The organism is Panacibacter ginsenosidivorans, from assembly GCF_007971225.1.
Taxonomy (GTDB): domain Bacteria; phylum Bacteroidota; class Bacteroidia; order Chitinophagales; family Chitinophagaceae; genus Panacibacter; species Panacibacter ginsenosidivorans.
This window is the reverse complement of the sequence record NZ_CP042435.1, coordinates 3,507,353-3,522,825: the sequence shown is the minus strand read 5'-3', so window position 1 is coordinate 3,522,825 and position 15,473 is coordinate 3,507,353. Positions and strand designations below refer to the sequence as shown.

General features: G+C 37.5%; 16 protein-coding genes. 8 read left to right on the top strand and 8 right to left on the bottom strand.

Annotation, left to right across the window (positions count from 1 at the left end; genetic code table 11):
• The first annotated feature begins 261 nt into the window (after nt 1–261).
• The gene (locus FRZ67_RS14785) at nt 262–1,050 is read left to right on the top strand and encodes a carbon-nitrogen hydrolase family protein (protein ID WP_147190583.1); all 789 of its coding nucleotides are present in this window, start codon (nt 262–264) and stop codon (nt 1,048–1,050) included.
• Here the strand turns inward: FRZ67_RS14785 and FRZ67_RS14780 are convergent.
• The 7 genes from FRZ67_RS14780 to FRZ67_RS14755 form a co-directional block, all read right to left on the bottom strand.
• Nucleotides 1,028–1,621 (bottom strand): 2'-5' RNA ligase family protein, encoded by a 594-nt coding sequence (locus FRZ67_RS14780; RefSeq protein ID WP_147190581.1) that lies wholly within the window; start codon nt 1,619–1,621, stop codon nt 1,028–1,030. The genes FRZ67_RS14785 and FRZ67_RS14780 overlap by 23 nt on opposite strands.
• An 18-nt stretch (nt 1,622–1,639) precedes the next feature.
• Complete coding sequence (locus FRZ67_RS14775) at nt 1,640–2,371, bottom strand: DUF5131 family protein (protein ID WP_147190578.1); 732 nt, start codon at nt 2,369–2,371, stop codon at nt 1,640–1,642.
• Nucleotides 2,358–2,846, bottom strand: coding sequence for a hypothetical protein (locus tag FRZ67_RS23640; RefSeq protein ID WP_225975347.1), 489 nt, complete (start codon nt 2,844–2,846; stop codon nt 2,358–2,360). Before FRZ67_RS23640 ends, FRZ67_RS14775 begins: the two co-directional genes overlap by 14 nt.
• Nucleotides 2,843–3,484 (bottom strand): three-Cys-motif partner protein TcmP, encoded by a 642-nt coding sequence (tcmP, locus tag FRZ67_RS23635; protein WP_225975346.1) that lies wholly within the window; start codon nt 3,482–3,484, stop codon nt 2,843–2,845. Before tcmP ends, FRZ67_RS23640 begins: the two co-directional genes overlap by 4 nt.
• Nucleotides 3,485–3,581: 97 nt before the next feature.
• A complete protein-coding gene (locus FRZ67_RS14765) occupies nt 3,582–3,851 on the bottom strand; it encodes a hypothetical protein (RefSeq protein WP_147190576.1) in 270 nt (89 codons plus the stop codon).
• Nucleotides 3,852–3,929: 78 nt separating this feature from the next.
• Entirely contained in the window at nt 3,930–5,042 is a 1,113-nt protein-coding gene (locus tag FRZ67_RS14760; RefSeq protein WP_147190574.1) for a PA0069 family radical SAM protein, read from the bottom strand.
• Nucleotides 5,043–5,512: 470 nt separating this feature from the next.
• Entirely contained in the window at nt 5,513–6,022 is a 510-nt protein-coding gene (locus FRZ67_RS14755; RefSeq protein ID WP_147190573.1) for a LexA family protein, read from the bottom strand.
• A 117-nt stretch (nt 6,023–6,139) separates the two neighbouring features.
• Between FRZ67_RS14755 and FRZ67_RS14750 the strand changes: the two genes are divergently transcribed.
• The 6 genes from FRZ67_RS14750 (at nt 6,140) to FRZ67_RS14725 (ending at nt 11,793) form a co-directional block, all read left to right on the top strand.
• Nucleotides 6,140–6,778, top strand: a complete 639-nt coding sequence (locus FRZ67_RS14750; protein WP_158638375.1) for a 2'-5' RNA ligase family protein — start codon at nt 6,140–6,142, stop codon at nt 6,776–6,778.
• Nucleotides 6,779–7,205: 427 nt separating this feature from the next.
• Complete coding sequence (locus FRZ67_RS14745) at nt 7,206–7,883, top strand: 2'-5' RNA ligase family protein (protein WP_225975345.1); 678 nt, start codon at nt 7,206–7,208, stop codon at nt 7,881–7,883.
• A gap of 84 nt (nt 7,884–7,967) precedes the next feature.
• Nucleotides 7,968–9,341 carry a Y-family DNA polymerase gene (locus tag FRZ67_RS14740; protein ID WP_147190569.1) on the top strand — a complete coding sequence of 458 codons (1,374 nt, stop codon included), beginning with the start codon at nt 7,968–7,970 and terminating at the stop codon, nt 9,339–9,341.
• A 106-nt stretch (nt 9,342–9,447) separates the two neighbouring features.
• Entirely contained in the window at nt 9,448–9,762 is a 315-nt protein-coding gene (locus tag FRZ67_RS14735) for an MmcQ/YjbR family DNA-binding protein (protein ID WP_147190567.1), read from the top strand.
• Nucleotides 9,763–10,002: 240 nt separating this feature from the next.
• Nucleotides 10,003–11,538, top strand: a complete 1,536-nt coding sequence (locus FRZ67_RS14730; protein WP_147190565.1) for an MFS transporter — start codon at nt 10,003–10,005, stop codon at nt 11,536–11,538.
• Nucleotides 11,539–11,547: 9 nt separating this feature from the next.
• Nucleotides 11,548–11,793 carry a DUF6814 family protein gene (locus tag FRZ67_RS14725; protein WP_147190563.1) on the top strand — a complete coding sequence of 82 codons (246 nt, stop codon included), beginning with the start codon at nt 11,548–11,550 and terminating at the stop codon, nt 11,791–11,793.
• A 165-nt stretch (nt 11,794–11,958) separates the two neighbouring features.
• Here the strand turns inward: FRZ67_RS14725 and FRZ67_RS14720 are convergent, their stop codons facing one another.
• Entirely contained in the window at nt 11,959–14,370 is a 2,412-nt protein-coding gene (locus FRZ67_RS14720) for a bifunctional YncE family protein/alkaline phosphatase family protein (protein ID WP_225975344.1), read from the bottom strand.
• Nucleotides 14,371–14,669: 299 nt separating this feature from the next.
• Between FRZ67_RS14720 and recO the strand changes: the two genes are divergently transcribed.
• Nucleotides 14,670–15,410: a DNA repair protein RecO gene (recO, locus tag FRZ67_RS14715; RefSeq protein ID WP_147190560.1), complete on the top strand. Its 741-nt coding sequence runs from the start codon at nt 14,670–14,672 to the stop codon at nt 15,408–15,410.
• Nucleotides 15,411–15,473 lie beyond the last annotated feature (63 nt).

The following is a 15,473-nucleotide window of genomic DNA, read 5'->3' as shown; positions in this document are numbered from 1 at the left end:
TTTGCTGAAAGCTTTGCTGTTATTGGTTTACTTTCAATTGCAGAACAAAAGTATATTACTGCACAGTGATAATGTTTGCTAATGAGACAAACACTTAAAACACTGCTGCGAAAGAAGGAAAATCAGCGTGAGGAGAAACTTTTATAATAAATATGTTATGAAAATGCAAACGCCTTTTCTAAAATAGTTACGGGTAAAAGCTTTAATAAATTAAAATAAAAATTAAAGATTCAGTTAACTTAGATACATTAAAATGATACTATGAAAATTGCATTGGCATCACCTGCATTAACCAAAACAATCACTGAAGGTCTAACACAATTGGAAATACTCGTAAAAGAAGCAGCAGAACAAGAAGCAGTAATAGTTTGTTTTCCTGAATCATTTATTCCCGGTTATCCAACAACAGAAAATAAAGTAGAAAAAGCAACGGCTGATGATCTGCAAAATGCTTTACAAAAAGCATGTGCAGTTGCAGCAAAGAATTCAATCACTATTATATTGCCAATGGATTGGTACGAAGCAGATAAATTTTTGAATGTAGCATTTGTTATCTCAGCGAAAGGAGGAGTATTAGGTTATCAATCAAAGAATCAACTCGATCCTACAGAAGATGGTATTTGGGATGCGGGAACAAAACGCCAACTCTTCGAAGTAAACGGAATAAAGTTTGGAATCACTATTTGCCATGAAGGTTTTCGTTATCCTGAATCGGTAAGATGGGCAGCAAGACATGGAGCAGCGATAGTATTTCATCCCCATTTTACCGGAAGTAATATAAGCGGACCACAACTGACAGAATGGGGTAATATGAATAATCCTTACTACGAAAAAGCTATGATGATCCGTGCCATGGAAAATACAATTTACTTCGCCAGCGTAAACTATGCAACCACATTCCAGGAATCTGCAACATCATTAATAGCGCCGGATGGAAAATGTATTGCACACCAGGAATATGGAAAGTCGGGCATTATAGTCGTAGATATTGATCCATCTTTTGCAACAGGTCTGTTGGCAAAAAGATTCAAGCCTGATTTGTATGCTTAAGTGTTTCTGTATTATTGCTGGACAAACTATAAGTTGCAATAATGTTCCATTTATCAGTATCATGTTGCAGTAAATAAAAAGCATCTACTTCAAAGTCCTCGTTGAAAGATTTGTGCTTGTATTCTTCCCATGCTTTTTCAAACATTGCAGGCTCAAGATCTCTGTATGCAATAGTAACATGCGGTTTGAAGTCTACATCAACAGGATGAATATCTCCCGGAAATAAACTGCTGAAGCTTGCAATAATTTCTTTTTGCATAAACTGCAATTCTTTTGACTGCATTGGATTTATATAGACAACCGGATTCTTACTATTAAGAAATGCACCGAAGTTTTTTAACTGAATAGCAAAGGCCTTTTGTTTTATATGCAACTCGCTAAACCATTTCAATAATTCTTTATGTGCGTTTTCAACACATTTGAAAGGAGCTTTCAATGTTATATGCGGGTATACTTTTAAAGCTTTGCTACTGTTAAACCTGTTTGCAAAGTCCTGTTTAAATGCATTGATCTTTTCAAGTAGTTCTCTTTTAGGTATAAGAGCAATGAAATAAAGATTTTCTTTAGGCATGACTCTAAAATTCAGATATCAAAATTCGACTTCTTCTAAATTTTCAAGAGCCGGCATCTCGTCATAAGTTTTTCCGTTAAGTATTCTACCAGTTTTCTTTTTGTTTGTCCCGCCCCATTGTTTAAAGAAGAATGCGACTTCACTTTTTTCACATTGGTGTTGAATATCCAAAACCCAATCAACATTCATTGGTCTAGGTTTTCTTCCACTTTCGCCACCAACAATAACCCAATCAATATGCTGAAGATTCATATTTGGCAATGGACCAATCAATGGCTCGCATGAAAGGAATTTTACTCTTGCATGTGTTTGTCTTAAGTAATCAATCCGGTTAACTACTTTATCATTTTCTACAGAAACGCCCATCCAAATATTATGCGACCAGTTAAGATGTTTGTCATGTTTCAATAGAATATCTGCACGTTTGGTAAGTACCTGGAAAGTATGCTGCGGATTTTCATTCATTGTTTTAAAAACTTTTTGAATAAAAGAAAGCGGAACATCTTTGTGAAACATATCGCTCATGGAATTAACAAAAACGACTTTCGGAGATTTCCATGAATAAGGAATCAACAAGGCATCCTCATGCAATCTTAATTCAAAGCCATCTTTATATTTGTCGATTCCCATTGCCTGCAATCTTTTCGACATCACTTCTGCATAACAAAATTTACAACCAGCAGATAATTTATCACAACCTGTGGTTGGGTTCCAAGTCATTTCGGTCCATTCGATGCTAGATTGAGCCATCTTTTTTTATTTTATAATCTAATTTTCTTTTGTTTTTATAAACATTTTCGTAGGTGACCAAAGGCGACAAGCCTTCATAATCAATCTCGCCATTCTTCTTCATTTCCTTTAAACAGTCTGAAGCATGCTTACCAATGTGCCCTTCGTCATGAACAAAACCTAAAGCTTCAATATTGTTTTGAATTTCTTTTGCTAAAACCTTTGCGCGCAGGTTTTCTTTAAATTTTTCAATTTTGGTTAATTTTTTGTCACCAAACAAATCTAGTTGATTTTTCTTCGAGTCATCGTCAATGTCAAAGTTTGCATCGCCATTTATAGGATTACGACTCCAAGCAATATTTAAAAATTTATCAACTGCTAATGGATGTTTAGCTCCAAATACAATTCCAAAAATATTTGCTCCCTTTTTTAAAGAATATGGATACAGTTTTAAATTTGAAGTTATTGGTAACTTTTTCCTTAATTGTCCAATCACATTTCTATGAATAAACTTATACGGATTATTTTCAATTCCTCAATATCTAGATTTACATGTTTTCTAAACTCTTCAGTATTGCCAAGCCATTTGAAATAAGAAGATGAAACAAAATATAGAAAATCAGTTTGGCTTGTCTTTTCAAGTTCCATTAAATATTTTTCAGATAAAAATTTGATCCCATTTTGGTCAAGATAAACTAATGAAGGAAATTTTTTTATTTCTGAAATTAATTCTGGAAATAATATTTCAAAATCTTTATTGAAGTATTCAATTTCAATTGCACGTTTAACGTCTTTATATTCTTCAAGATATTCTAGACATGCCTTTTGAAGAAGTTCAAATTTCTTTTGCTTCTTTTTAGCTGGCTCAAATTCATTTAAGTAAACTTTTATTTTGACTTTTTTTTGAAAGATATAGCCAATTTGCTCTCTTATTTTTTCAAGAATACGAATTGGACTTCCTGCAACGCCATTGTTATCATACCCAGTTCCAGCAAAGAAATCAAAAATGCATATTATAGGAGTTCCTTGCATTACAAAAGTTGGAATCCAAGCCTGAGCATAATCTTCAAATATTTCTAACTTAGCGATTGTACCGTCATCAAACGGATCTTCATGTAAATCTTTTTGTGCCATAATTAGGGTTGCTTTTTGTATTTGAAGCTAAGCTATTTTCTCTAAAACAACCTCCCTTGCTCTCCCAGTCTTTCAAACAATCTTCTCTTTTTGATGTTCAATATTCCTTTTTTACATCCTTACAAGAAATATTACCACAAATCCATTCAAAACTTTCTGCCCACATGTAAACCTTTTTTATAAATTCCATTTTCCATTCTTCAGAAACTATTATTGCATCGACATCTTCAATGAATTTGTCTTTTAAAAATGTTTTCAGCATTTCATCGAAATAAGGATTTGATTCAATGAAGCTTATTATATCTGTTTTTGTAACAACAATATCATATTCATTATAAAATTCATTTTGTTTTACTCCAAGCGACATAGTAATCATTTCGATGATGATATTATAAATTGTGATCCTTAACGCCGATCTTGTCACAACATTCATAATAATTAGAATTTAAAACAACTTCCCCTGAACATCTCCCGGTCTCTTAAACAAGCTTCTATCCAAACTCCATTCTTCTGCATTCATGCCATATAACTTACCATACTTGCGATACTGTTGTGCTACCAGTTGTGCAATAGGTCCTTCGCCACGCATACGCACACCAAAGCGTGTATCATTTACTTTTCCGTCATGACTGTTTTCTATCAAATGCCATACCTTATCCGCACGGTCAGGAAAGTTTTTATACAACCAGTCGTGAAATAAAAATTTAATGGCGCCATTCAAACGAATAAATGTATATGCTGTAAACGTAGCGCCATTATCTCTTGCCGCTTTCATGATGCGTTGCATCTCATGTTCATTCAATCCGGGGATCATTGGTCCCATCATAATACCCATGCGTACACCTGCACTGCTTAATTCATTGATGACTTTTAATTTTTGTTTTGCTGTTGTTGTTCTTGGTTCCATTACTCTTCTCAGATCTTCATTGAAAGAAGTAATAGAAACCATGGCTGATACAATTTGCTTCTTACCCATTTCCTGTAACACATCTTTGTCTTTCAGGATCCATGAATTCTTTGTAAGAATCCCAACCGGCTGATTAAACTCATTACATACTTCAAGCATGCCGCGTGTTAAACGATACTTTTGTTCTGCGGGCTGGTAACAATCTGTATTACCGCTTAGCATGATCGGCGTGGCATCCCATTTTGGATGCATGAGAAACTTGCGCAGCAATTGTGGCGCATTTTTCTTTACAATGATCTTTTGTTCAAAATCCATTCCTGCGCTGTAACCCCAGTATTCATGGACGTTTCGTGCATAGCAGTATATGCAGCCGTGCTCACAGCCTGCATAAGGGTTCATGCTATAGCTCATCCCTACATCCGGGCTGTCAACTTTGTTGACGATTGTTTTCACTTCTTCTTCTATGTATTGCGTGGGTAATGTTATGTCTTCCCAATCGTCTATGCCTTCAATATGCTCCTTCGTTATTTCATTTACCAGGAATTTGTTCTTTGTATTGAACTGCGCTCCACGACCCGTATGATATTGCACTTCATCATCTTTGTTTTTTGGTTGTGGTTTTGCATTGGGATTGTGTGTGATGTCTTTCATTGGTTAAATGTTTTGCTGATTATTTTATTATTGTTCTTTTGCCTTGATGCAAAAGAACCAAAAGATCAAGGCTCCAGAAAAATGGCCAAAATTTATTGCATGCAGCTACAGCGAAGAAGCTTACTATCATCTATTGAATATTATTGTGCATAGACTTAAATCATCTTTTGTTTATAACTGTACATCTTCGCTGTTTAACGCTGCATTACATAAATTTAGCTCCGGCATTTTTATGTTTTTATTTGCCTCGCTGAACCTCCTTCGTCGGTTTCTTAACGCCATTTTTCTAATGCCATTGGTTGGTGTTGATCATAGGTAATTATTTATGAGATGGTGTTTTTCGATTTTTGACTTACTTCTCTTTGCCTCCTTGCCTCTTGCCTTGTTGCCTCTTCTTCCTTCAGTACAAGAGTGCGACGCAACGGAAGCATCATAGGTTTGCAACAGCCTGGCTCATAAAAAATTTCTTACTAATACAAAATGCGGAAGTCTTCACTTTTATGTTTGGGGTTTTTATTGTGGTCATTATTATGTGTCAACAACCTGCTCTCAAGAATGTGAATGACGCATGTTACAACGCCCCACACGCTCATGTCTGCAAACTCTGTTAACTCTATATTGCTGTACCGCGGATTATCTGCCTGCAGGCTTACACCATTAAAATGCGATTGTATGCGCCGCACCATCAGGTCGCCATTTACCGCTATCACAGCGATCTTTCCATTCGTTGCTTTTATGCTGCGGTCAACGATCAACACATCGCCGCTATTGATGCCGGCGCCCGTCATTGCCTCTCCATTCATTCGAAAAAAAAACGTAGCAGGTTTGTTTAAAATGAGTTGCTCGTTGAGGTCTATGCCGCGTTCTGCATAATCATCTGCAGCTGCAGCAAAACCATTGGCATTGGCGGTTCTCGCCTGGTGCTGGGTATAACCCTTTGAGCCGCTGTAAGCGGCATTGTACATAAATTCCCTTTCCATATACTTAAAAATTTAATGACTAAATTATTTAGTAAAATTAAACTAAAATATTTATCTTTATCATCAAATAGGGAAAGAAAATTTTTTTGGTCAGTAAGTAACTCAAAATAAATGTATATGGAAAAGGGATTTGCAAGAACAGCTCCTGCATTGAGCTTTGCTATGCAGGAATATTACGAGTATTTGCTCGTGGTGCATCCTGCAGCCGATGTGTATGCGCAGCTGATGCAGGAGAAACAATATTTCTTTGAGACATACAAAGAAAAGGTTGCCATCAAAACAAAGCCACACATTACGGTAGCAAATTTCATGGCAAAGGAAGCGATGGAAGATACCATCATCCGCTACATGCACCGCATCCTTAGTATGCAAAAAAATTTTACGGTCACGCTTAATAATTTCAGCGGATTTCCGCCACATACGGTGTACGCACGTGTGCTAGATCATCAGCCGTTCAAGCACCTCGCTGCGATGTTAGCACCGGTTGATCATTATGTAAAAGGCAACGGTTGTCCGCCGGCAAAATTCATCACGCATCCGCATGTGTCAATTGCACGGAGGCTTAAACCCGACGTGTATGATAAAGCCATGTTTGAATTCTCGCAACGCACATTTTTTGCTTCGTTCAATGTAGAAGAAATGGTGTTGTTGAAGAGGCAACACCAGTTTGATAAATGCAGGCAGGTGAATGTGTTTAAGCTGTTGTTAACCTCACCCTCGTTCCCTCTCCTTAAGGAGAGGGATACCTTTGCGTAGCAGTGATTAGTTCTTTGTAACAGGGTTTATTTGATTGTATTGCGACGACGAATTTTTATGATACAAACTCTAGTGCTTATAGCATCACCTGTTGTGTCACTCACTTGTACGTTCGGAACATTGAGCCGCAATTTGTCTGAACCATGATTTGGGGAGATTAAAAGGATTTGCGGATTTATAAGTAGAAGTGAAATAATACAATTCTTCGCATGATAGCTAAAGTTATTCTGCTGAAGTCACAATAATACTACAGCTTAATCAAGGCGTGTGCACGGATGTGTTGTATCCTCATCTGTGCTTGAACTTTTTGGTACTTTTTCTTTCAAGAGAAAAAGTACAAGGAAGAAAATTAAATAAAAATGATACTTAATAAAATTATCATCGCTGAAAGAGGCTTGGAGAAACTTTTTAAATATGAAGTTGCTCCATGGCAATCTATACGAAGAAATACCAGCAAAAGAAAAAGTACGTAGAGCAAGGCTTACTTACATCTTCGGGTTATTTGGTAAATGAATACGCAATTGTATTGCAACCACATGAAGAACTAAGTAATGCAATTATGGAAGAGAAAAAAATGTATGCAGAAACATACCAATGTCCGGAAGCACTCTATGTAAAACCACGCATAACACTGGTGCATTTTAAACAGCATGAACTGATGGAAACGCATATTGTAAGATTGGTAAAAAATATTACAGCAACGCTTTTAGATTTTAAAGTAGAGTTGAAAAATTTTGGCAGTTTTCCGTCACACACGATTTATATCAATGTGGTAAGCAAAGTGCAGATCATGGATATAGTAAAAGAATTAAAAGCATCTCAAAAGCTTATGAAACTGGATGATGAGAACAAGCCCCATTTTCTTACAGAGCCAAATATTAGTATTGCAAGAAAACTATTGCCCTGGCAATATGAGAAAAGTTGGCTGGAATATGAGCATAAACATTTTCATGGAAGATTTATTGCAGATCATGTATTGTTATTGAAGCGGAGAGAAAACACCAAGATGTGGAAAACAGCAAACAGGTTTGATTTTGAGCATATAAAAACCGATGTAAAGCAAGGCGCATTGTTTGCTGCACCAGCCAATTATAAAAAGAAATAGCTGCGTATTGCTGTAACAGTACAAGAGTGCGACGCAAGAAAAGTTATATAGCGATACAACAGTTGGGTATATAAAATTATTTTTATGCAAACAGCAGAAAACATTTCGAAAAAATATGCAGCTTATAATGCAGTTAAAGAAGGGAGAGAACTTTCTTTCACCGCCGTTGTTGACTGCAATAGTTTTTATTGTTCTGCAGAAAGAGTGTTTCGTCCCGATCTGCATAAGAAACCTGTTGTTGTATTAAGCAATAATGATGGTTGCATAGTCAGCCGTAGTGATGAGTCGAAAGCAGTTGGTGTTGGTATGGCTGATCCATATTTCAAATCAAAAGAAATAATTGAACGATATAATATAGAAGTGTTTTCATCCAATTATAATCTATACGGCGATATGAGCTGGCGTGTAATGGAAACATTGCGCATTATTATGGGAGAAAATAAAGTAGAAGTATATTCTGTTGACGAAGCTTTCATTAATATGGATGATGTGCCGTTTGAACGATTGCACAATGCCGCATTGCAACTAAAAGAAACCGTTGAACGCTGGACAGGAGTTGAAGTTTCCGTTGGCGTGGCGCCAACAAAAACCTTGAGCAAAATTGCCAATCATATTGCCAAGAAAGATAAATCTGCAACAAATTGTGTAACCGTTTTAGACAGCATAGAAAGTGTAAATGAAGCATTGTGTAATACGCCCGTAAAAGAAATCTGGGGCGTTGGTACACAATATGCAGAAAAGCTAAAAGGGTTCGGCATTTACGATGCATATCAACTGAGCCAGATGCCCGAAGAATGGGCAAGAAAAAATCTTGGCGGTGTTGTCGGTGTGCGCTTACTAAAAGATCTGAAATGCGAACCGATCATTGGCCTGCATGAAGAATTAGATACAAAAAAAATGATCGCTACAACACGCATGTTTGGTACGCCGGTATCAAAGCTGAGCGATATAAAAGAAGCCGTTGCAACCTATACATCAAGAGCTGCAGAGAAGCTGCGTCGCCAGTATGGCGCGGCTTCGATGATCAGCGTATTTGTAGTGCTGAAAGAAAAAAGAAATCCCGGAGAACACTTTCGTCATGGCTCTACTGTTAACCGTGCAATGACGTTGCCACATGCAACATGTGTAACCAGCGAGCTAATAAAACCTGCATTGCAATTAGCTGAACAGGCTTACGACAGAGCAGTAAATGATTACAAAGTAAACCTTTTCCAAAAAGCCGGTGTAATGCTCAGCGGTATTGTACCAGACAATACATTACAGGGAAACTTATTTGTGCCTGCAGCAAAGAATAATAGTCGTCTTTTGATGGATATGATGGACAACATCAACTTCAGCATGCGGGATGATATGCTGAAATTTGCAGCAAGCGGCACAGTACGCAACTGGAAGATGCGACAGGAAATGCGCAGCCCAAGATATACAAGCAGGTGGGATGAATTGAGAGAAGTAAAATAAATTTTTGAGCCGGGCTTTAGAATTTTGTAGCATCTTCGTTGCGTCGCAATACTTTTATCTGCACTACATAAATTGAACTTTAAGAAATGCACTAAATTCCTACCCCATGGTAACAGCAGAAAATGCAAAAGCAATAGCATTATCATTACCGGAAACCGGCGAGCAACGGCATTTTAACCGCACTGCTTTTACAGTAAAGAAAAAAATATTTGCCACGCTTTCCTTTGAAGATAAAACACTCAATTTAAAATTTACTCCTGAAGCCCAGTTTATCTTTTGCCCCCCTGGCAGTGATATAATTTTTGCCATTCCAAATGGCTGGGGCAGACAGGGCTGGACAACAATCAATCTTGATAAAGCATCAAAAAAATTAGTTATGGATGCTTTGAAAGAAGCATACAGGATAAGAGTTGCAAAATAAAGAATAAACATACTTACTCGGTGTAACATACCTGCCGATATATAATCAACCCGTACAAGTGAGTGACACAACAGCAGCTGAATAGAATTACTGTTGCCCACTAAAAAATTATTACGAAAGCAAATATTATTTTGATCATCTGCAAACAGCAGTAAAGTAAATTTCTCTTTAAACACGTATCTTTCATTCCTGTGTTAGTGGCACGTGTTATATGAATTTTTCTGCAAGCAAACGATCAACATGAATACTAACGACTCTAAAGGAATCTGGAAAGTTATTGGTGCTTCTTCTGCAGGTACTTTAATTGAGTGGTACGACTTTTATATTTTCGGCAGTCTTGCCACGGTTATTGCGAGCCAGTTCTTTCCGAAAACAAACCCAACGGCTGCACTGCTTTCAACGCTTGCAACATTTGCTGCAGGATTTATCGTAAGACCGTTTGGCGCATTGGTGTTTGGAAGATTGGGCGACATCATTGGAAGAAAATATACATTCTTACTCACGCTGATCATTATGGGCGGATCAACATTTGCTATTGGTCTTGTGCCGGGATATGAAACGATTGGTTTTGCTGCGCCTATCATTGTTTTATTATTGCGTTTATTGCAGGGGCTTGCCCTTGGTGGTGAATATGGCGGCGCTGCTACTTATGTAGCAGAACATTCGCCTGAAAATAAAAGGGGCTTTTATACTTCATGGATACAAACCACCGCTACGCTTGGTTTGTTTGTGTCGCTTGGTGTGATATTGATTACCCGTCATAGTCTTGATACGGACGCAGCAAAGTCCATTGCAAAATTCAACGACTGGGGCTGGCGCATTCCTTTTCTTGTTTCGATCATTCTTGTTATCGTCTCCATTTACATACGCATGAAGATGAAAGAATCGCCGCTGTTTGCAAAGTTGAAAACTGAAGGCAAAACTTCTGTGAATCCATTGAAAGAAAGTTTTGCACATAAAACAAACCTGAAAATGGTTTTGCTTGCATTGTTTGGAGCAACAATGGGCCAGGGCGTTGTTTGGTACACAGGACAATTTTACGCGCAATCATTTATTGAAAACGTTTGCAAGGTTGATTTTGATCAGTCGCGGACAATTCTTATTTGGTCAATTTTATTTGCAACGCCATTCTTTGTTGTGTTTGGTGGTTTGAGTGATAAGATAGGCAGAAAATGGATCATGCTTGTGGGTATGTTGCTGGCTATTTTTACTTACATACCATTATTTGGAAACTTACTTTCAACAACAGATATAAAAACAAAAACGGAGATAACTGAGAAAAAACAAATTGATTCATCAATAACAACTATTGCAAAAACAAATGATGCGTTAAAGAAGACTGTTATAAAAACATTTTATACAGACGGCATGCAAATGACTGAAACAAGAACAGACACATTATTTGCCCAGGCAGGAAAGAAAGAAGCAAAACCTGATATAAAAATTTCCAAACTTATTTCAGACGCAGATTACTGGTACATGGTACTCCTTGTTTTTGTAATGGTACTGTACGTAACAATGGTTTATGGGCCAATCGCAGCGTTTCTTGTAGAACTGTTTCCCACAAAGATCCGCTATACGTCTATGTCTTTGCCGTATCACATCGGAAATGGTGTGTTTGGTGGCCTAACACCATTCATCGCAACATTGCTTACAACAATTTATACTGACAACAAATTAGTTGGCCTTAATTATCCCATCATTGTTGCAGCGATATGTCTGGTTATCGGCACATTGTATATTTCGAACAGGATAGATAAAAATGTAAACGACTAAACATATTTTATGAACAGTATAAAAAAATTTGCAGGCATTATATGGTTCCTGCTTGCACCGGTTGGAATGTATTTTCTTATCATCACTGCATTACACGAGATCGAAAAAACGCCGGTCATTGATACAAAAATTCAATGGAGTGTTTTCATCATCGTATTCGCTCCAATTGCAATTGGCATGATGATCTTCGGTTATTACGCCATGAAAGGCGAATATGATCATTTGCCCACAAGTTCTGATGAAATAACAGATTAATTCACGCACTTAACTTAAGTACTTATAGCATCACCTGTTGTGTCACTCACTTGTACTTCCTGTACAACATGCAACAAATAAATGCAGTAATAAGAATAAGGCGTACAAGTGTGCGACGCAACGAGGCTTAATAGCAGCACTAAAGCTAAGTACAAAAATATTTAACTAATCATCATCATCTTTCTTTGCACTAAGTTTTACAAACGCTGCTCTGCGTGGCGCAGGCATTACAGAATTTTCTCCTTTTACTGCTTTCCATATTACTTCGCTGAACTGATCATCAGGGATACGATCTTCTTTTGTAAAATCAAATGTTTCACTCCTGCGTTGCCATGCATTCGATACTTTGTTTCTTTCATTTAGATCAACAAGAGCGGGTTTTGCATGAAATGCAGTAAGATCTGCTGTGTTGGAAAAGCAGCGCCACATAGGCGTTGCAGCGGCATCGTACTGACTCATGGGCGGCATACCAAGAATAAGTTCAATCGTACGTAACATAGAAGCAGTTGAATACATTGTATGATCAACATAATGACGTTTTACAAAACCACCTGCAACATATGCTGTGCTTCTGTGCGCATCTACATGATCCGGACCATCCTGTGCATCATCTTCTAAAATAAATACAACGCTCTCTTTCCATAAAGGGCTTTCACTTAAATGTTGCAGGAACATGCCTACTGCAAGATCATTGTCTGCAACCTGTGCAAAAGGTGTAGGTGCACCTTTTGAAAGTCCGCTTGTATGATCGTTTGAGAATCGCAAAGAATTAAAATGCGGCACTTCATTGATAGCCACGAGTGAATCAAATTCTTTTGTCCACTGCGCATATCTTGTTGTGTCCCGAACTGTAAGATCCCAAGGTGCATAGTATGGACAGAAATGATTGTTCAAAACAGGGATAACTGCTTTGTAGCCATCAGCAAATTCTCCATAGGTGCGATAGCTTACATTGGATTGTTTACAATCGTCCCAGATATACATTTTATTATTTGCTACAGGCCTGGAGCCTTCACCATCATATTGACCACCGCGGCCGCCGTAATTTGTAGGCCAGTTCTTCTCAATAAAATCAGTTGCATAAGCACCCATGCTCCAGCTATGCCCATCTTCACTTACTTCTGCATTTACATAAAAATTATCCAGCAGTACAAAGTCTTTTACAATAGCATGCTGGTTGGGTGTTATTTTTTCACCGAAGAGAACAATACTGCTGTCGCCATTGCCTGCTGATACATCACCGAGCACCTGGTCATAAGTCCTGTTTTCTTTTATGATATAAAAGACATATTTAATAGGAGAGGTATCTCCAATATGCATGGGTATAGGGTTTCCGGCTTCTCCCATTGCATTTTTTTCCTGTTCCTTTTTGTAAGGCGTGTTTGTATAAACCAATTGAGAATATTCACTCAATTGAGAATCAGTTGGAGTATTGATAATGCTTAATGTTCCTTTAAACAAGCCACCGATATACCATTTATCATTGTCGCCTTTTTGATAACCCATTGTTGAGTTGGTATGGAAGGGATCAAAGTGAGTGTTTGCCATCGAAGTAAACCCTTTTCCATTCGCAACATAAATTTTATTCCCGATCACACGTACACAAGTAGGGTACCAGCCCACAGGAATAAAGCCTTTTGATACACTCTTACCTTTAATTGTTACATCAAACACTGCAAGACAATTGTTATCTGCGTTTGCTATATACAAAGTTTTTTCATCTGCACTTAATGCAACACTGTTTGGTGTAGAACCAACAGGCGCATGTGGATATAATGCAGTATTGAGTGTTTCCACCACTATACGCTGTTTGATATTGATAACAGAAACACTATTATCATTTGCATTGCATACATATAAGTATATTCCGTTCTTTGATAAACAAATTTCATTAGGATTATCGCCAACAGGAACCGAGGCGATCAATTTTTTCTGTACAGTACTATATACAAGCAGTTTATCGCCACCCCAAAGAGAAATATACAATTCTCTTTTATCAGGAGAAAGCAGGCAGGTATAAGCTTCAGCGTCAAGATTCAATTTACCTGTAATTTTTTTCGTCTTAAGATCAAGGGTATATAAACTATTATTTTCTTTTGTTACCACATACATTTTCTGTTGCGCATCATCAATATCAATCCCTGCAGGAGAGATTTTCTCCGGCCATTTATCACCCAGTTTTATGCTGTCTTTTAGAATAAGCCTGTTGTTTATGATTGCGTATTTCAATATCCAATTGTCATTGCCGCCGCTTGCATAAAGGAATTTTTCATCAGCGCTGAACTTCAGGCCCAGCCAGCTTTTTGGGATGTCAATACTGTCAAGCCTTTTGTCTGTGCGTGCGTCTATCAATTGAATACTTTGCGTGCTTTGACCGTTATTGGTAACCGCAATAAATTTCTTTGTTGAGGAAACAGCAATATTTAAAGGCAGATCACCCAGTTGCAAACATTTGCCAACTGGTGTAAGGCTCCACCCGTTCGGTAAGCCAATTCTTTTTTCTGCTAATTCATTTTTTGTTTGAGCGCTAATTACTGCGCAGGAAAAAACAAATACAATGGTCAACAAATTTCTCATCCCGGATATTTTAAGCAATAAAGGTAAATGCATCCGCATTAAAGTGCATGAAGTAATAATGAATTAATAGAAGTTTTAGTAAATCAGCTTTTCAACTCTGTTGAGCCTTTGTTGTGTCACTCACTTGTACATTCTGTTCTGTATGCGGCAACCTGTCCCCGTTCCCTATTCTTAAGGAGAGAGAGGTCAATCTTTAGTTCATATCTCATCGCATATTAATCAAATCTGCTTTTGCTTTTTAATCAGCAACGATCTCAATGATGCCCTTTCTCTTTTTATGATTGTATTTTTGCAACAGCATGATAACGCATAAAACCAAAGGCATTGTATTGCGTACAGTAAAGTATGGCGAGACCAGTGTTATTGCTACAGTGTACACAGAGCTATTTGGCATACAGAGTTACATTGTAAAAGGCGTACGGCAAACATCAAAAAAAGGCTCATCAAAAGCATCTTATTTTCAACCGGCTGCAATGCTGGAAATGGAAGTGTATCATAACGAATTAAAGAATCTGCAGTTCATTAAAGATTATCAATGGAGTTATTTATATACCGCACTTTTCTTTGACGTAATTAAAAATGCGGCAGCCATGTATTTAATAGAATTATTACAGCATGCACTAAAACAACCCGAAGCCAATCCTGAATTATTTTATTTGATTGAAGACAGTTTAAAACAATTGGATAAGGGCAATGAAACATTAACCGCAAACATGCCTTTATATTTTACGCTGCATCTGCTAGCTGAATTAGGTTTTCAGGTGCAGGGTGAATACAACATGCAAACACCTGTGCTCGATCTGCAGGATGGCAATTTTGTTGCAGCTATACCAGATCATAATTTTTATGTTACAAATGATCTTGCCAAAACCACTGCTGCAATTAATAATATCAACTTCTATAGCGATCTCGAAAATTTTCAACTTAACCGTAATACACGCAGACAACTGCTGGAAGCTTATGCGCAATATCTTGCACTGCACATTGAAGGCTTTGGCGAGTTAAGAAGTTTAAAAGTGTTGCAGGAAGTGTTGAGTTGATAGTTGAATAAAGACCTGAATGTACAAGTGAGTGACACAACAAAAGTACAATAGGAGCAATGG